At 62.0% G+C, this 16,137-nt stretch carries 18 protein-coding genes; 15 read left to right on the forward strand and 3 right to left on the reverse strand.

The annotated features are described in order from the left end of the window. Positions 1-2: 2 nt before the first annotated feature. From rplR to map, 12 genes are all read left to right on the forward strand, one after another. On the forward strand, positions 3-386 hold the full coding sequence (rplR, locus tag BLQ01_RS02135) for a 50S ribosomal protein L18 (protein WP_011775582.1): 384 nt from the start codon (positions 3-5) through the stop codon (positions 384-386). A gap of 29 nt (positions 387-415) precedes the next feature. Beyond that, positions 416-1,087 carry a 30S ribosomal protein S5 gene (rpsE, locus tag BLQ01_RS02140; RefSeq protein ID WP_026539813.1) on the forward strand — a complete coding sequence of 224 codons (672 nt, stop codon included), beginning with the start codon at positions 416-418 and terminating at the stop codon, positions 1,085-1,087. Between the two features lie 2 nt (positions 1,088-1,089). Next, the gene (gene rpmD, locus BLQ01_RS02145; RefSeq protein ID WP_026539814.1) at positions 1,090-1,296 is read left to right on the forward strand and encodes a 50S ribosomal protein L30; all 207 of its coding nucleotides are present in this window, start codon (positions 1,090-1,092) and stop codon (positions 1,294-1,296) included. After that, the gene (gene rplO / locus BLQ01_RS02150; protein ID WP_035760461.1) at positions 1,296-1,778 is read left to right on the forward strand and encodes a 50S ribosomal protein L15; all 483 of its coding nucleotides are present in this window, start codon (positions 1,296-1,298) and stop codon (positions 1,776-1,778) included. Before rpmD ends, rplO begins: the two co-directional genes overlap by 1 nt. 187 nt (positions 1,779-1,965) lie before the next feature. After that, positions 1,966-3,276: a preprotein translocase subunit SecY gene (gene secY, locus BLQ01_RS02155; RefSeq protein WP_026539816.1), complete on the forward strand. Its 1,311-nt coding sequence runs from the start codon at positions 1,966-1,968 to the stop codon at positions 3,274-3,276. A 5-nt stretch (positions 3,277-3,281) separates the two neighbouring features. Further along, positions 3,282-3,851, forward strand: coding sequence for an adenylate kinase (locus tag BLQ01_RS02160; protein WP_172324492.1), 570 nt, complete (start codon positions 3,282-3,284; stop codon positions 3,849-3,851). Between the two features lie 280 nt (positions 3,852-4,131). Next, a complete protein-coding gene (locus BLQ01_RS02165; protein ID WP_254779151.1) occupies positions 4,132-5,004 on the forward strand; it encodes a 3-oxoacyl-ACP synthase III family protein in 873 nt (290 codons plus the stop codon). Further along, the gene (locus tag BLQ01_RS02170; protein ID WP_254779152.1) at positions 5,001-5,813 is read left to right on the forward strand and encodes a glycosyltransferase family 2 protein; all 813 of its coding nucleotides are present in this window, start codon (positions 5,001-5,003) and stop codon (positions 5,811-5,813) included. The genes BLQ01_RS02165 and BLQ01_RS02170 overlap by 4 nt, the downstream gene beginning before the upstream one ends. 2 nt (positions 5,814-5,815) lie before the next feature. Further along, the gene (locus tag BLQ01_RS02175) at positions 5,816-6,994 is read left to right on the forward strand and encodes a cytochrome P450 (protein ID WP_254779155.1); all 1,179 of its coding nucleotides are present in this window, start codon (positions 5,816-5,818) and stop codon (positions 6,992-6,994) included. After that, on the forward strand, positions 6,987-8,729 hold the full coding sequence (locus BLQ01_RS02180) for a class I adenylate-forming enzyme family protein (protein WP_091549920.1): 1,743 nt from the start codon (positions 6,987-6,989) through the stop codon (positions 8,727-8,729). Before BLQ01_RS02175 ends, BLQ01_RS02180 begins: the two co-directional genes overlap by 8 nt. Further along, positions 8,726-9,637, forward strand: a complete 912-nt coding sequence (locus BLQ01_RS02185; RefSeq protein ID WP_091549923.1) for an NAD-dependent epimerase/dehydratase family protein — start codon at positions 8,726-8,728, stop codon at positions 9,635-9,637. The genes BLQ01_RS02180 and BLQ01_RS02185 overlap by 4 nt, the downstream gene beginning before the upstream one ends. A gap of 33 nt (positions 9,638-9,670) precedes the next feature. Further along, positions 9,671-10,498, forward strand: coding sequence for a type I methionyl aminopeptidase (gene map, locus BLQ01_RS02190; protein WP_091549924.1), 828 nt, complete (start codon positions 9,671-9,673; stop codon positions 10,496-10,498). A gap of 117 nt (positions 10,499-10,615) precedes the next feature. On the opposite strand, the gene BLQ01_RS02195 is transcribed toward map, so the two are convergent. The 3 genes from BLQ01_RS02195 to BLQ01_RS02205 all read right to left on the reverse strand — a co-directional run bounded on the left by BLQ01_RS02195 (position 10,616) and on the right by BLQ01_RS02205 (position 13,948). Continuing rightward, positions 10,616-11,962, reverse strand: coding sequence for an ABC transporter substrate-binding protein (locus tag BLQ01_RS02195; RefSeq protein WP_091549927.1), 1,347 nt, complete (start codon positions 11,960-11,962; stop codon positions 10,616-10,618). Between the two features lie 61 nt (positions 11,963-12,023). After that, positions 12,024-12,965 (reverse strand): carbohydrate ABC transporter permease, encoded by a 942-nt coding sequence (locus tag BLQ01_RS02200; RefSeq protein WP_091549929.1) that lies wholly within the window; start codon positions 12,963-12,965, stop codon positions 12,024-12,026. After that, positions 12,962-13,948: a carbohydrate ABC transporter permease gene (locus BLQ01_RS02205; protein ID WP_175493320.1), complete on the reverse strand. Its 987-nt coding sequence runs from the start codon at positions 13,946-13,948 to the stop codon at positions 12,962-12,964. Before BLQ01_RS02205 ends, BLQ01_RS02200 begins: the two co-directional genes overlap by 4 nt. A 377-nt stretch (positions 13,949-14,325) precedes the next feature. Between BLQ01_RS02205 and BLQ01_RS02210 the strand changes: the two genes are divergently transcribed. From BLQ01_RS02210 to rpmJ, 3 genes are all read left to right on the forward strand, one after another. Next, complete coding sequence (locus BLQ01_RS02210) at positions 14,326-15,342, forward strand: P1 family peptidase (RefSeq protein ID WP_091549931.1); 1,017 nt, start codon at positions 14,326-14,328, stop codon at positions 15,340-15,342. Positions 15,343-15,536: 194 nt separating this feature from the next. Further along, entirely contained in the window at positions 15,537-15,758 is a 222-nt protein-coding gene (gene infA / locus BLQ01_RS02215) for a translation initiation factor IF-1 (RefSeq protein ID WP_011775571.1), read from the forward strand. A gap of 72 nt (positions 15,759-15,830) precedes the next feature. Further along, the gene (gene rpmJ / locus BLQ01_RS02220) at positions 15,831-15,944 is read left to right on the forward strand and encodes a 50S ribosomal protein L36 (RefSeq protein ID WP_011775570.1); all 114 of its coding nucleotides are present in this window, start codon (positions 15,831-15,833) and stop codon (positions 15,942-15,944) included. Positions 15,945-16,137 lie beyond the last annotated feature (193 nt).

The raw sequence follows: 16,137 nt of genomic DNA on the forward strand, positions 1-16,137 counted from the left end.
CCATGGCCATCGCAATTAACAAGAAGCGTTCGAACAAGAGCAAGTCTGCTGCACGCAGCCGTCGCCAGCTTCGTATCCGCAAGCGCATCACCGGTACGGCTGTACGTCCTCGTTTGGTCGTCAACCGTTCGGCACGTCACGTATTCGTCCAGGTTGTCGATGACAGCAAGGGTGTAACCGTGGCCTACGCTTCCACCCTGGAAGCTGACCTTCGCGCATTCGACGGAGACAAGACTGCCAAGGCCAAGCGCGTCGGCGAGCTCGTTGCAGAGCGCGCCAAGGCTGCAGGCGTCGAGGCTGTTGTCTTCGACCGTGGCGGTAACAAGTACCACGGCCGCATCGCCGCCGTCGCTGACGGTGCTCGCGAAGGTGGGCTGGCACTGTGACCGTTGAAAATAACGAAAAGGACATTCAGGTGACTGAAGCTGTAGCTGCTGAAGCAACTGAGACCGCACCCGCTGCCGATGACCGCCGAGGCGGACGTCGTGGCGAACGCGGCGACCGTGGCCAGGGCCGCGGCGACCGTGGTGGCCGTGGTGGCCGCGACGGCGGTCGTGAGGCTGAGAAGAGCCAGTTCGTAGAGCGCGTTGTCACCATCAACCGCGTTGCCAAGGTCGTCAAGGGTGGTCGTCGCTTCAGCTTCACCGCTCTCGTCGTCGTCGGTGACGGCAACGGTATGGTCGGCGTGGGCTACGGCAAGGCCAAGGAAGTTCCCGCTGCTATCGCCAAGGGCGTTGAAGAGGCCAAGAAGTCCTTCTTCCGCGTTCCCCGCGTTGGCAACACCATCCCGCACCGTGTGCAGGGTGAGGCTGCTGCAGGCGTAGTCCTGCTGCGTCCGGCTTCCGCCGGTACCGGTGTTATCGCCGGTGGTCCGGTCCGCGCGGTATTGGAGTGCGTGGGTATCCACGACATCCTCTCCAAGTCGCTCGGTTCTTCCAACGCGATCAACATCGTTCACGCGACCGTTGCCGCTCTGAAGCAGCTCGAAGAGCCCGCTTCCGTGGCTGCCCGCCGTGGCCTGCCGCTGGACGAGGTTGCTCCTGCTGCTCTGGTGCGCGCGCTCCAGAACCAGAAGGCAGGTGTTTAGTCATGGCTAAGAACCTGACTCCCTCCGACGCCCAGTTGGAGATCACCCAGATCAAGGGCGTCATTGGCGCCAAGCAGAACCAGATCGCCACCCTTCGGTCCCTCGGACTCAAGCGCATCGGACACACTGTTGTCCGCACCGCTGACGCCGTGACCGTTGGAATGCTGAACACGGTTCCGCACCTCGTGAATGTAGAGGAGGCGAAGTAATGGCAGAGAACAAGACCGCCGCAGAGACTGCTGAGAAGCAGAACGCTCTGAAGGTCCACCACCTGCGTCCCGCCCCGGGTGCCAAGACCGCCAAGACCCGTGTTGGTCGTGGTGAAGGCTCCAAGGGTAAGACCGCTGGTCGCGGTACCAAGGGTACGAAGGCCCGCTACCAGGTAAAGGCTGGCTTTGCCGGCGGCCAGCTGCCGCTGCACATGCGCCTGCCGAAGCTGCGCGGCTTCAAGAACCCGTTCCGGGTTGAGTTCCAGGTTGTAAACCTGGAGAAGCTCAACGAGCTGTTCCCGGAAGGTGGCGCTGTCACCGTTGAGTCCCTGGTTGAGAAGGGTGCCGTTCGCAAGAACCAGCCCGTGAAGGTGCTTGGCACCGGCGACATCACCGTCAAGGTTGATGTTACGGCCCACGCATTCTCCGCCAGCGCCTCGGAAAAGATTGCCGCAGCAGGCGGAAGCACCACTGCTCTCTAAGAGTCAGCGGGGCTGATGCCCGTAGCAAAAAAGGATCCCGGTACGCGGGGCTTCGGCCCTGTGTACCGGGATTTTTTTCGTGGTTGTGGACTCTCGATTATTACGACGGCGTCACAAGCAGTTAGACTCGGTTGTTGGGTTTCATTGAGCCCCATCACATCCTTGTACTTTCTACTCAGGAGGACGCTTGCTAAGCGCATTCGGCCGGGCGTTTCGGACGCCTGATTTGCGACGCAAGTTGTTGTTCACGCTGGGAATCATCACAATCTTCCGCTTGGGAGCTTTCATCCCCTCGCCTGGTGTGAACTACCAGAATGTCCAGCAATGCTTGAACAACGGTGAAACCTCGCAGGGCATCTACCAGCTGGTGAACTTGTTCAGCGGCGGCGCGTTGCTGCAGGTCTCAGTCTTTGCCTTGGGCATCATGCCCTACATCACGGCGAGCATCATCGTTCAGTTGCTTCGGGTGGTCATTCCCCGGTTCCAGCAGCTCTACGAAGAGGGTTCATCGGGACAGTCAAAGTTGACCCAGTACACCCGTTACCTCACCATCGCCTTGGGTCTGCTGAACGCCACCACGCTGGTGTCGCTGGCCCGCTCGGGTCAACTGCTCCCGGGCTGCAACCTGCCCATCATTCCTGATGAGAGCATCATCGCGACCATCCTGATCATCATCACGTTGACGGCCGGTACCGGCCTCATCATGTGGATGGGCGAGCTCGTCACGGAAAAGGGCGTGGGCAACGGTATGTCGCTGCTCATCTTCACTTCCATTGCAGCCAGCTTCCCCGGCTCTCTCGGATCCATTTGGGAGACCAAGGGCCCGGGCACATTCTTTACCGTCCTGGCGGTTGGTTTGCTGACTGTGGCATTGGTTGTGTTCGTGGAACAGTCCCAGCGCCGGGTTCCGGTCCAGTATGCCAAGCGCATGATTGGCCGCCGCACGGTGGGTGGAACCAGCACCTACATTCCCATCAAGGTGAACATGGCCGGCGTCGTGCCCGTCATCTTCGCTTCCTCCATGCTTTACCTGCCCGGACTGATTGCGCAGTTCAACCAGCCGGCAGCAGGGGAGCAGATGGCTCCATGGGTTGAGTGGATCAACAACAACCTCACCCGTGGCGACCACCCCATCTACATGGCGCTTTACTTTGCCATGATCGTGTTCTTCACCTACTTCTACGTGGCCATCACCTTCAACCCTGAAGAAGTGTCGGACAACATGAAGAAGTACGGCGGGTTCATTCCGGGCATCCGGGCGGGTAAACCGACCGCGGACTACCTGCAGTACGTGCTTTCCAGGATCACCTTGCCGGGAGCCCTCTACCTGGGCTTCGTGGCGTTGATTCCGTTGGTTGCACTCGTCCTGATCAATGCCAACCAGAACTTCCCGTTCGGTGGCACGTCAATCCTGATCATGGTGGGTGTCGGCCTGGAAACCGTCAAGCAGATTGATGCGCAGCTACAACAACGTCACTACGAAGGGCTTTTGCGATGACGAGAATGCTGATCATTGGACCTCCCGGTTCGGGCAAGGGTACACAGGCTGAGCGGATTTCCGAGCGCCTCGGCGTAGTCGCCATCTCCACCGGCGACATCTTCCGTGCCAACGTCAAGGGCGAAACCCCCTTGGGCATCGAAGCCAAGAAGTACATGGACGCAGGCGACTTCGTTCCGGACAGCGTTACGAACGACATGGTTCGCGACCGCCTGAGCCAGAGCGATGTGGAGAACGGCTTCCTCCTGGACGGCTACCCGCGCACCACTGCCCAGGTTGATTACCTGGACCAGATCCTCGCCGAAGGACAGCAGGAGCTCGACGTCGTGCTCCAGCTGACCGCCGACGACGAAGAACTGGTTACCCGTCTCCTTGGCCGTGCCAAGGAAACGGGCCGCTCGGACGACAACGAGACCGTGATCCGCCACCGCCTCGATCTGTACCACGAGCAGACCGAAGCCGTTGTGGCCAAGTACGCCGAGCGTGGCATCCTCACGCAGGTTGATGGCATTGGCGGTATCGATGAAGTTACCGATCGTGTCCTCACGGCGATCGAGTCGGCCAAGGCCGTCTAGCTTGTTTTCCACATAGCCGGATTACCCGGCTCTGGAGCTAAGGGTGTGTCCCGTACCATTGGTGCGGGGCACACCCTTTTCGTTTCGCGGCTGACTATTGGGGGACCGCATGCACACTGCTTTATCCAGGCACAGCCGGATTTCGGGGCTCGAGGTTTACCTGCCGTCCGGACGGTTGGACACGGCCACTGTCGAGCGCCGTATTGGTGAGTGCAGTCCAGGGTTTCGGGTCCCGAAGGGGCTGATAGGACGCGTTACGGGCATCCGATTCCGGAGCGTCATGGCTGATACCGAACAAGCCTCCGACCTCGCGGCAAACGCTGCTGCCAAGGTTATGGCCGGGTGCGGACTTCAGGCTCCGGACGTGGACCTCCTGATTTTCGCTTCAGCCAGCCAGGACATGGTGGAGCCGGCTACAGGGCACATGGTTGCGGCAAAGCTGGGGCTCGCCTGCCCCGTAATGGACGTGAAGAACGCCTGCAACAGTTTCCTCAACGGTGTGGAGGTAGCGGACTCCCTGATCGCCACCGGACGCTACCGCCGAGTTGTGGTGGCCACTGGCGAATCCCCGTCGAGGGCGGTCCGATGGACAGTTCCGGACTTCGAGACTTTTGCGTCCGGCTTTCCGGGTTACACCATGAGCGACGGCGGTGCCGCAGTGATGCTGGAGGCGGCAGACCCGGAGCCACAAGGACCCGAAGGAGCGGCCGGAATCCTGTCCATGGCATTCACTGCCCGAAGCAGCCACTGGTCCGTGGGAACGCTCTCGGCAGGCGGATCGGCTTTTCCCCGCGACCCGGAGGCCAGCTATTTCAGCATGGATGGCGAGAAGCTGAAGGACGCATTCCTCGATCTGGGGTCCGGGCTCCTCGACGAAACCCTTGACCGGCTTGGGTTGTCATGGACGGATTTCGCCGTGGTGTGCGTCCACCAGGTCAGTGCTCCGTACCGCGATATCTTTGCCAAGCGCGCGGGTGTCCCCATGGAATTGCTGGTCCCTTCCGTGGAGGACTTCGGCAACCTTGCCTCGGTCAGCCTTCCCCTGCAACTGAAACTGGCAATGGACAGTGGGCGGTGTGGACCGGGAGATCTCGTGGCCTTGGTGGGCCTGGCCGGCGGCGTGAGCCTGGGCATGGCTGTGGTGCGGCTGTGACGGCCGTGAACCCGCAGCCGGGAACGGTGAACATGGCGTCGGCGGGCACGGATCCCACCAGGCCGCTGTGCATCGCTGTTCCGATGCTGAACGAGGAAAAATTGGTACGTCAGACCCTGGTGTCCCTGGCGGCACAGGAGTTCAAGGACTTCACTGTGGTGGTTGTGGACAACGGTTCCACTGACAGCAGCCGCAGCATCGTGGCAGAGTTCGCCTCGGATCATCCAGAGATGGATATCCGCCTCCTGGTTGAGGAGCAGAAGGGTACCGGCGCGGCAGCGGACACCGGCATGCGGTTCGGTGTGGAGCACGGCGCCATTTGGTTGGCCCGCACCGATTCCGATTGCCTCGCCGCCCCTGACTGGACTGCAAGGATCATGGCTGCGTTCGAGGACGGGCTGGAACTGATCGCCGGCCAATTGAATCCGAGGCTAGATGAGGGGATCAGCGCAGGCGAACGTCGAATGATGTTGCTTGCGGTGGAGGTCGCTTCGTTCTTTGGTCGCATCCGTCCCGGGAACAAGGGCGAGGGCTACTTGGGGCCCTACCAGATGCTCCCGGGCTGCAACATGGCCATCACTTCGGACATGTATCACCGCAGCGGCGGATTCCCCCGGTCCAGTATCGAGGACCTCCATGAGGACAGGGCCTTGTCCAACCAGGTAAGGAAGCTGACACGGAACTACGCCCTGCGGCGCGATGTTGTCGTTTTCGGCTCGTCGCGCCGCGTCAAGGCCTGGGGCTTGAAGAACACCCTGGCGTGGTACGCAGACCACCGGTACCGGCCCGAACATGTGGATATCCGTTGACGGTGGACCGATCCACTGCCGGGCAATGGGAGCGGCGCATTCACCGGGGCGCCCATCCGCTGCTTTATCCCACGATCCGGGGCTTGGGGAGCCTGAAGCCGGTGGTGAGGCTTCCGGGTGTGGGGGTGTTGGTCAGCGAGGCAGCTTTGGTCCGTGAGGTTCTCCTGGACCAAGAGAGGTTTATCAAGGACGGACCCTCCGGCTCGGGTGCCCTCTGGACCCCTGTTGTTGGCCCCAAAGCCCTGGTGAACATGGATGGCGAAGAGCACCGGCGGTTGAGGCAACGCCTCGGCGATCTGTTCACACCGCGATCGGTAGCCGGGATAGTGGAACCCGCAGCGTCAGCCTTCGACTCACACTTCTGCAAGGCACTGGACGCGGGGCGTTCAGTTGATGTGGTGGACTGCGTCAAGGATCTCGCCGGGGGAGTGATCTCCCGGATGCTGGGCGTGCCGGACGACGCTCCTGGCAGGCTTCCCAACAAGGAGCTTTTCAATCTTGGCTCTTCGATCTCCTCCCTTGTCCGCCTGGGCCGCCCTACCCTGACGGTGCGGCAGATCGCCAAGGGCCGTTCCGCCGTCGGAGTCCTGGCCGGACCGGCCAGAACGGCATACCGGGAGAGTGATCCAGGGACGTTTCCCGGAAGGCTCCGGGAACTGGGAATGTCCGAGGACGAGGCCATGGGCATCATCAGTGCTTTTGTCATGGTGGGCACCGAAACTTTGGTCTCCTTTCTTCCGCGGATGGTGGCCCTCCTCAACGACAGTGGTCGGGTTGAGGAACTGGCCCGGGACCGAGTACTGCTTCCTGCCGCAGTCAATGAGGCGCTGCGCTTCACGGTGCCTTCACCGATGATGCTCAGGGATGCGGTTGCGCCGGGATTCATCGGGCATACCAAGGTACGCGCGGGAGACCGCATTCTCTTGTCCACCATCCACGCAGCCAAAAGCCTGCGCGGTTTCGATCCCGACGCGGCCGTGCCCCCGGAAGCGCGCCAGCTGTGGTTCGGTGCCGGTGCGCACTTCTGTATTGGCATGCCCTTGGCCATGGCCGAGATCAATGCCGCCTTGGACGTGCTGCTGAACCGGTACCTTCAGCACCCTTGGACCATCTCCACCCGACGCATCAGCAGGGGCGTTCTCATCCCGGGATACAAGAGTTTGGAGTTGGCGAATGCCTGAGGCGACTGTTGAACCGGCACCCGCTGCCGACTTGATCGCTGCCGTGTTTTCGGCGGCGGAGCGGTTTCCGGAACACCCTGCCATCACAGCCCCGGGCAAAGTCCGCCGCATCAGGGTCAGGCGGGGCGCCGATCGCGTGAAGCCCGGACACACCATCACTTACCGCGAACTCGTGGATGGGATCGAGGCTACGGCACGCAGTCTGAGGGAAGATGGGTTCGGCCCCGGGGAACGCATGCTGTTCTCCGTGCGGCCCAGCCCCGCAGCCTTTACCCTCGCCTTGGGTGCCGTGCGCGCGGGTGGCTCGGTGGTGTTTATCGACCCGGGGATAGGTCCTGCGCTCTTCCGGGACCGTGCCGGCCTTGCATCGCCGCGCTGGGCAGCTGCTGAGTCATTGCTGTATGCACTGAGCACTAAAAGCCCTCTGCGTCCGTTGGCCCGGAGCAGGGGTCTCCTCCTTCCGGATTACGGTGCCATGGATGTGCGCCACTATTACTCAGGTCCGTGGCTGCCGGGTGTGCCCAGGGGCGCAACCCCTGTCAGGACGCTGGCAACAAGGGACGGGGTAGAGGAAGTATGGGCCGCCGGCGTTTCCAGCCACGGGCAGGGCGCATCGGCTCAGGAGGCAGTGATTATCTTCACCTCGGGGACGACGGGCGCTCCCAAAGGAGTGGTCCACACCCGTGGATCGCTTGCCGCGGGGTTTGAACAACTCACCACGCGCTGCACCTTCAATGAAGGTGACAGGGTCCACTCCGAGCAGCTCATGATGGGGCTGCCGGCCCTCATCGCGGGTGCGCACTGGACCATGCCGGCGTACGGGTTTTCCGCCCACATCGACCCTCTTCGGCTTGCCGCCGAGCTTGGGCCTGTGGCTGGCCAAAAGACAGCATACGACGGCGCCACCCACCTTTTCCTGGTGCCGTCACAGTTGGCGCCCATCCTGGATTCGATCGAGGCCGGTACGGTCAGTCTGCCAGCTTCCCTCAGGACGGTCATGCTTGGGGCGGCGCCGGTTCTGGCACCATTCCTGAAGCGCGCCGTTCACTTGCTCCCCGGCATCGACTTCAAATTGATCTACGGCATGACCGAAGCGCTCCCCATCTCCATAGCCGACGGACACGAGAAACTGGCCTTCGCCTCAGGAACAGACGCGGAAATAACAGCCCCCGACGGAAGCGGTGAAGGTGACTTCCTCGGGGAGCCGCTTCCCGCCGTCGGAATCCGGGTGGCTGAAGACCATGAACTGTTTGTTCGAGGTCCCAACGTGTGCCACGGCTATCTGGGTGAGGAGCCGATGGTGGAGCACGCCACGGGGGACCTGGTCCGGCTTGACCACGGCAGCGGCAATGGCAACGGCAGCGCGCCGAGGTTGGTGATGATCGGACGGAAGAAGGACATGATCATCCGGGGGAAGACCAACATTTACCCGGCGCTTTATGAGCCCGTCATCGCCGGCGTCCCCGGGGTCCGGCAGGCAGTGATGGTGGGCGTCGCCGATGAGGTCGGAGATGAGGCAGTGTGGTTGGCCGTGGTGGGATCAAGCGGCGAAAATCCGGGCACGCTGTTGTCGAGACTTGCCAGTGAACTGCCAAGGCTTATCGATGAATCCGCCCTCCCCGACCATATTGAAGTTTTGGATTCCATCCCATCGGGCGGCCGGCACAGGAAACCCGACCGTGCAGCATTACGGCAGGAGTTCGCAACACGCTCCCGGCCAAAGGCCGCACGATGAGGATCGCGGTCACCGGCGCCACAGGATTCATCGGAGGAGCCGTAGCCGGCGCAGCGGAGGCGCGGGGGTGGGAAGTGGTTCGCTTCGCCAGGCAGCGCACGGCCGGACTGGACTACTGGGACCTTACGGGTCTTCCGCCTGCGCGGCTTCCCCGTGTTGACGCGGTGGTGCATGCCGCAGCACATGTTGCAGACTGGGGTGCTCCTCCGGTCTTCCACCGGGCCAACGTCCTGGGTACGCGGGCCGTTGCAGAGGCTTTCGCAGGAACCCGCCTGGTCCACATCTCAAGCTCCAGCGTCTACCCATGGTGGGAAGCATGCATCAACAGGGCCGAGGACGAAGTAGCGACGCACCACCTGAACGCTTACGGACGCAGCAAGGCGCTCGCCGACGTCGAAGCCCGTCGTCACGGCAATGCCGTGGCACTGCGCCCGCACGGTGTCTACGGGCCAGGTGACCGGACGCTGTTGCCGCGCCTGATCGCCAACATCAGGCGCAGTACTTTGCTCAGCGTCGGACATGCCAGGGTCAAGCACCAACTGACCCACGTGGAGAATCTGACTGAAGCCGTCCTGGCCTCCTGTCGGTCCGAAGTCCGGGGTGCAGTGAACGTGGCCGATGCTGAGCCGGTTGAACTGGGCGCAGTGATGCGGCAGGTCCTCGATGCCTCCGGACTGGAGGGAGTGAATATCAGGTATCTCCCGGAACCTGCGGCCATGGCCATTGCCGGAGTTTCGGAGGCGATTGCCCGGCTGGGCGGCCGGAATCCGCGGCTCACCCGGTACGCGGTCAGCCAACTCGGGCGTGAGCGGACTTACTCCTTGAATCGACTCCGACAGGAGCTGGGAGTCGAGCCAATTTCGACCACAGTGGCCGATGCGGGAAAATGGTTCAAGCACGGAGCATGATTGGCTCCATCAGCAAATCTTCCAGAGGAGAACATGGCGTTCGGTCAGCCCCGCATTGAATATAAGACCAACGAGCAAATGCGCAAGATGCAGGAGGCCGGGCTTGTCCTGAGCCGAGCACTTGACGCTGCAGTTGCGGCGGCCAAGCCGGGCGTCACCACCAAGGACCTGGACGGTGTTTTTGCCGAGGTCCTCAATGATGCAGGAGCCAAGTCCAACTTCCTCGGCTATCACGGCTTCCCCGCAACCATCTGCACCTCCGTCAACGAGGAAGTGGTCCACGGGATCCCTGGAAACAAGGTCCTCAACGACGGTGACATCATCTCCATCGACGGTGGCTGCATTGTGGACGGCTGGCATTCCGACTCGGCCCGGACGCTCATTGTTGGTGCACCCGATCCCGAAGACCAGCGGCTCTCCGACGTTACCGAGGCTGCCATGTGGCGGGGTATTGCCGCCCTCGCCAAGGGAAGGTTTGTCGGCGATATCGGCAACGCCATTGATGATTACGTGTCCTCGGTCCAAGGCAAGCCGTTAGGCATCCTTGAAGACTATGTAGGGCACGGCATTGGTTCGGAAATGCACATGGCACCGGATGTGCTGAACTACCGTACCGGCCACCGCGGGCCGAAGATCCGCCCCGGTCTGTGCCTGGCCATCGAGCCCATGCTGGTCCGTGGCGGCATCGAGACCGCCACCCTCGAGGACGACTGGACCGTGGTCACCACAGACGGCAAGCGTTCCTGCCAGTGGGAGCACTCCGTAGCCGTGCACGAAAAAGGCATTTGGGTCCTGTCCGCCCCGGACGGAGGCGCCGCGCAGTTGGCGCCGCTCGGCGTCGTGCCTGTACCGATCCCGTAACGCCTGTACCTATGCCGTAATACCTCTACCGCTCCCGTAAACCTGGAGCCGTACAACCCGAGACACAAGAGCCGGACTGCTGAAGCAGCCCGGCTCTTGTCATGCCTGAAGGAGGATTCAGCCCTTCAACTTGGGCTGCACGTCCTTGGTGTAAATGCCCTCGAGCGTTTTCTTCAGCTCCGTCATGGTTGCCTTGACGTCGCCCTGCTGCGTGAGGATCTTGGCCGCTGCCTTGGCCATCTCCTGGTCCGCGCCCGGAAGGAATACCCGGGCGTTGTCCTGGACCTTGGTTACAGAGAGTTGGTCCATTGCGGTCTTGATCTGCGGGGTCGCTGCGAGAACAGCGGACATGTCGGCTGAAAGGCGCGTGGGCATGTAGCCGGTTGCGGCGGAGAAGGCGGCCGTGTTCTCAGGCTCGGTCATGAACTTCAGGAACGTGGCTGCAGCGAGCTGTTCCTCCTTGGTGACGCCGCTTGGGATACCGAGACCGGCACCACCGGTCGGGCACACTCCGCTGGCTACCTCGGGACCGCCTGGAAGGAAGCCGACGCCCACATTGAACTTGGCTGCCTTCAGTACACCCAACAGGGAACCGGTGGAGGAAATGGTGGATGAGGTGATACCTGCGGCGAAGTCGTCCGCGGCTTCCTTGGAGGAAACACCGGCCCACGCACCCTTATAGATCGAATCCTGGGCCCATTGCAGTGCCGCGACGGACTCAGCCGAGTCACAGGTGATGTCCCAGTCCTTGGACCAACTGCCGCCCCAGCCCCACAGGTTGTTCTGCAGGGTCCATCCCGCGTATCCGGCAAGCGCGGGATAGATGTAGGCGTACTGCGCGCCGGAGGTGGCCTTGAGCTTCGGAGCCCATTCTGCGAATTCCTGCCATGTGGCCGGTGCACGGTCCGGGATGCCCGCGGCCTTGAAATGGTCCTTGTTGTAGTAGAACAGCGGGGTGGACCTGCCATAGGGGAGGGCCCACTGCTTGTCGTCGTACTTGTAGTCGTCCACCAGCGACTTCTGGAAGTCATCGATCTTGATGTCCAGCTGCTTCACCAGTCCGTCCAAGGGGATGATGCTGCCGTTGGAGAAGTAGCGGAACCACCACACGTCCGAGAGCACCACCAGGGCCGGGAGACCGGTCTTCGCGGCCTGCGACGTCTGGAACTTTTGTGCAATTTCCTCGTAGTTCGCGCCGGCCGTGACCAGGTTGACCTTGATCTCCGGAAACTTGGCGTGGAACTTCTCAATGATTGCCTTCTCCACGTCCTGCGACTTGCCGGGGTGGTTGGTCCAGAAGTCAATGGAGGCGGCCGGCTTCACGCCACTGAAATCGATCCCTGCAGTGTCGACGACGCCTGCCGGGCCCGCCGTCGAAGGCCCACCGCAAGCGGCGAGTGCTGCTGCTCCGGCGCCGAGTCCGGCCAGGCCCAGGAAATGTCGGCGGTCAAGGTTGGTACGCATGGTGCTTCCTCTCAATAACTCATTACTGGTGTTTCGATGCGAATGGTGCGGAAGGGAGAAATCAGCCGGTGACGCTGCCTTGGGTCAGGCCGGCCACGATGTAGCGCTGGAGTGCTGCGAACACCAGGAGGATGGGGACGATCACCAGTACGGCTCCGGCCATGAGGATTCCCCACCCGGCGCCATTGCTTTCGGAGTTCTGCAGCAGCGTCAGGCCCACAGGCAACGTCATGGTTTCGGGGCGGTCGGTGATGATGAGCGGCCAAATGTAGTCGTTCCATTCGCTGACCACTGTTACCAATGCCACGGTGGCGATCGATGGCACCGAGACCGGCACAATGATCTGCCACAGCCGCCGCCAGTGGCCGGCCCCATCAATTTCCGCGGCTTCCAGGATCGACGGCGGCAGCGTCAGGAAGTGTTGGCGCAGCAGGAAGGTGCCAAATGCCGTACCGAGGCCGGGGAGGATGATGCCCCATAAAGTGTTCTTGCCACCCATGCCTGCGATGAGGATGTAGTTGGGCAGGATGGAGACTTGGGCCGGGACCATGAGGGCCACCAGGATCAGCACGAAGATCACGTTCTTGAACGGGAAGCGCACGAACACCAACGCATAGGCGGTCAGTATGGCCAGGATGACTTTGATGGATGAACCGATCAGGGTCACGATCAGGCTGTTGGCGAAGAACTGCGCAAACGGGACAGTGGTCATTGCCGTCGCGTAGTTTTCCAGGTTGAGCGACTCCGGCAGCAGCTTCAGGTCCATGGTGACGATCTCGCCCGGCTGCTTGAAAGAGCTCAACAGCATCCACAGCAGGGGCAAAAAGACCACCAATGTGGCGATGATCAACGGAAGGTAGCCGGTTGCCACAGTCTGGAGCAGGTTCGCTCTGGAGAAGGGACGCGGCCGCTGCTGCGGCTCCTGGCTCTCTTCCTGCTGTGGGTCCGGTGAAGGCACGGGGTCCGGTGAAGGCACGACGGCGGTGGGTGAGGTTGCGCTCATGAGTAGTGGACCTTTCGCTCAACGAACCGCAGTTGGAGGACCGTGATGATCAGCAGGATGGCGAAGAGGACCACTGAGACGGCGGCCGAATAGCCGGCACGGTTATAGGCGCCGAATGCTTGCAGGTAGGCCTCGTAGATCAACGTGCTGGTGCCATTGCCCAGCGGCGTCATGATGCGGATGAGGTCGAATGCCTGCAAGGAACTGAGCATGGTGGTGATCAGCAGGAAGAACGTGGTGGGAGAGAGCAGCGGCAGGGAGATATTGAAGAAGCGCCGCACGCTGTTTGCCCCGTCAAGCGCTGCAGCTTCCATGACATCTTGGGGAAGGGACTGGAGCCCGGCGAGGTACACCACGGCGCAATAGCCCAGGTTCTTCCACACGTAAACGATGATCACCATCACCAAGGACAACTGGGGATCGTTGATCCACTGCGGGCTCTGCTGGCCAAACGCCCGAAGAATCCAGGCCAGCACGCCATAGCCGGGATCGAAAATGAACAGCCACACCAGCCCGACGCCCACCCCGGACAGTACATAAGGAGCAAACACCGCGGACCTCGCGAAGGTGGTTCCGCGGACTCTGGAGTTCAAGGCAAGGGCAACCAGCAAGCCCAGCACCATGGAGCCACCGACCGTCACCAACGTAAAAATCGCCGTAGTGCCAAGGACCTTGCCTGCATCCTCGCTGGTGAAGAACGTGACATAGTTCTGCAGCCCCACCACCGTGGCTGACGCAGAACCCAGCGTCCAATCCAGCGTGGAGTAATAGATGTTGTTGATCAGGGGCCAGTACGTGAAGGTGCCGATCAGCACGAGGTTCGGCAAAGCCATGGCAAGGAAGACCAGGAAGTCCTTCCGGCTGCGGCCTGACCAGCGACTCCTGGCCGGGAGGTCCTTGGCCGCCTCAAGCGGCGGGGCCGGCGGTTTTGTCTCTGGCCTGCCGGCAGGCGCAGTGCTGCTGTGGATCTGTCGGGTAGTCATGGGTCACTTACGTTTTCGGGCGAACAGGGGCGCCAGCTCCCGGACCGGGGCGGCGAAGACAGGCTTAGCTCACCACACGCACAGCAGGGGTTTGGGCCAAATTGGTGCCCCGTAGCGATAGTTGTCTTACACTTCCCAACCCGTTTACCCGGCGTTACTCGCTGGTTCGTATTCGAGGCCGGGCTCCCACTTTGCTCCTGTGCCCAACCTGCGGTCGGGCCGAACCCCTCGGCGCGCTCGGTCGTGCCTCCCCAACGGCGCCCTAACCTCGCAAGCTCGGCCAGGGAACCCGGCCGTCGTGGGCCCACCTTGGACGCGCGCTGCCGGGTGCCAGCCCTACCGCAGTTTGTTTGGGTCCGCAGGGGGAGAATGGAGCCATGAATTCGATCACCGATGTTGCGGGCATACGGGTTGGGCATGTGCAGAGGGTGGGGAAGGGGTGGTTGTCAGGGGTGACCGTGGTGCTGCCTCCCGTGGGGACTGTTGGCTCCGTGGATGTTCGTGGTGGGGGTCCGGGGACTCATGAGACCGACGCGCTGGATCCGACCACCCTGGTTTCCACTGTGGATGCCGTGGTGTTGACCGGAGGCAGTGCTTTTGGGTTGGCCTCTGCTGGCGGGGCGCAGTTGTGGTGTGAGGAGCAGGGCAGGGGGTTTGCTGTTCCGGGGACTGTAGTGCCGATTGTGCCTGCCGCGGCCATCTTTGATCTCGGTCGGGGTGGTGACGTGAAGGCGCGACCCGACGCGGACATGGGTTACCAAGCGGCCGCCGCAGCGTTCGCCTCAGGTGACCATGCCGCCGTCGAACGTGGAAACGTGGGTGCCGGGACGGGGGCGGTGGTTGCGCGCGGCCAGTACAAGGGCGGGATTGGAACGTCGTCGATCACTCTTGATGGCGGAGTGGTCATTGGGGCTATTGCAGTGGTGAACGCGCTCGGCTCGCCGTTGTTTGGCCCTCCGGACCTGAAGTCCTCTGCGCGCTCGGTCGTTCCTCCCTTAAACGCGCGCCGCCGGGCTCCAGGCCCGGAGGGCCAGCGGGAAGCGCCATTGACGGCCCCGCCGCAGGGACTCAACACCACGCTTGTGGTGATCGCTACCAATGCCGTGCTGGACGCGGCTGAGTGCAAGCGGACTGCCAGTGCCGGGCATGCGGGGCTGGCGCGGGCGTTGGACCCGTCCCATACTTTGGCGGACGGTGACACCGTATTCGCCCTGGCGACCGGCGCCGTCGGGATTGACCGCAGTACCGAACAGGCGCGGCAGGTTTCGCTGATAACACTCCAAAGCGCCGCGGCGGAAGCCGTTAGGCTGGCGATACTCGACGGCGTCCGGGCTGCGGAAAGTGTCTCGACGGCGGCGGGCGAATTCCCGGCTTTCAGGCCTGCGGGGGAGTGACGGCGGCCGACCCTTGCGCTACCATGGACGGATTTAACTTTCCGGCGTGATTGGCGTAGAGTTATTTGTTGGTTGTCTGTGCAGCCACGCCCTTTTTGGTGTCGTGGCTCCAAGGTGGCCAAGCAAACAAAAAACGTCCGCTGGATCTTCGGTGCCTACTGAAGGACGGCGGCAAACAACAGTTAGCGGAGGATATGGCCAAGAAGGACGGGGTCATTGAGATCGAGGGCGTTGTGACTGAGGCGCTGCCCAATGCGATGTTTCGTGTTGAGCTCACCAATAAGCACGTCGTTCTCGCACACATCTCTGGGAAGATGCGACAGCACTACATTCGAATCCTCCCCGAGGACCGGGTAGTGGTTGAGCTGAGCCCATACGACCTCACACGTGGTCGTATCGTCTACCGCTACAAGTAAATTGCTGGGCGGCCAGGCAACAGTGCCTAAGCCGCTCCAGCAGATCAACTGCAAAACACGCAAAGGAACGCCATGAAGGTCAAGCCGAGCGTCAAGCAGATCTGCGACAAGTGCAAAGTGATCCGCCGTAACGGCCGGGTCATGGTGATCTGCGAGAACCCGCGCCACAAGCAGCGCCAGGGCTAATTCCCCTTCCGGGAATCAGCGCCCGCAAGGGCAAACCTGGGTTGCTAGCCCACGCAAGTAAATAAAGGCAGCACAAGCTGTGCCAGGACTGCATTTCAGAGCCTGGTCAGCGAACCCCCGGTCGGAGGCTGGGGCCACACGGAACGTGTGGGTGTACTGCCTACGACCTCCGGTTTATTCAAGGAGTACCGCC

Source organism: Arthrobacter sp. UNCCL28 (assembly GCF_900102805.1).
GTDB classification, from domain to species: Bacteria; Actinomycetota; Actinomycetes; order Actinomycetales; family Micrococcaceae; genus Arthrobacter; species Arthrobacter nicotinovorans_A.

What these genes read in the sequence shown, in the direction of transcription:
- BLQ01_RS02185 (WP_091549923.1), top strand. Translation starts at nt 8,726, where the DNA reads ATGAGGATCGCGGTCACCGGCGCCACAGGATTCATCGGAGGAGCCGTA.
- rpmJ (WP_011775570.1), top strand. Translation starts at nt 15,831, where the DNA reads ATGAAGGTCAAGCCGAGCGTCAAGCAGATCTGCGACAAGTGCAAAGTG.
- BLQ01_RS02200 (WP_091549929.1), bottom strand. Translation starts at nt 12,965, where the DNA reads ATGAGCGCAACCTCACCCACCGCCGTCGTGCCTTCACCGGACCCCGTG.
- BLQ01_RS02180 (WP_091549920.1), top strand. Translation starts at nt 6,987, where the DNA reads ATGCCTGAGGCGACTGTTGAACCGGCACCCGCTGCCGACTTGATCGCT.
- BLQ01_RS02195 (WP_091549927.1), bottom strand. Translation starts at nt 11,962, where the DNA reads ATGCGTACCAACCTTGACCGCCGACATTTCCTGGGCCTGGCCGGACTC.
- infA (WP_011775571.1), top strand. Translation starts at nt 15,537, where the DNA reads ATGGCCAAGAAGGACGGGGTCATTGAGATCGAGGGCGTTGTGACTGAG.
- BLQ01_RS02210 (WP_091549931.1), top strand. Translation starts at nt 14,326, where the DNA reads ATGAATTCGATCACCGATGTTGCGGGCATACGGGTTGGGCATGTGCAG.
- BLQ01_RS02165 (WP_254779151.1), top strand. Translation starts at nt 4,132, where the DNA reads ATGGCTGATACCGAACAAGCCTCCGACCTCGCGGCAAACGCTGCTGCC.
- rpmD (WP_026539814.1), top strand. Translation starts at nt 1,090, where the DNA reads ATGGCTAAGAACCTGACTCCCTCCGACGCCCAGTTGGAGATCACCCAG.
- map (WP_091549924.1), top strand. Translation starts at nt 9,671, where the DNA reads ATGGCGTTCGGTCAGCCCCGCATTGAATATAAGACCAACGAGCAAATG.
- BLQ01_RS02205 (WP_175493320.1), bottom strand. Translation starts at nt 13,948, where the DNA reads ATGACTACCCGACAGATCCACAGCAGCACTGCGCCTGCCGGCAGGCCA.
- rplR (WP_011775582.1), top strand. Translation starts at nt 3, where the DNA reads ATGGCCATCGCAATTAACAAGAAGCGTTCGAACAAGAGCAAGTCTGCT.
- BLQ01_RS02160 (WP_172324492.1), top strand. Translation starts at nt 3,282, where the DNA reads ATGCTGATCATTGGACCTCCCGGTTCGGGCAAGGGTACACAGGCTGAG.
- rplO (WP_035760461.1), top strand. Translation starts at nt 1,296, where the DNA reads ATGGCAGAGAACAAGACCGCCGCAGAGACTGCTGAGAAGCAGAACGCT.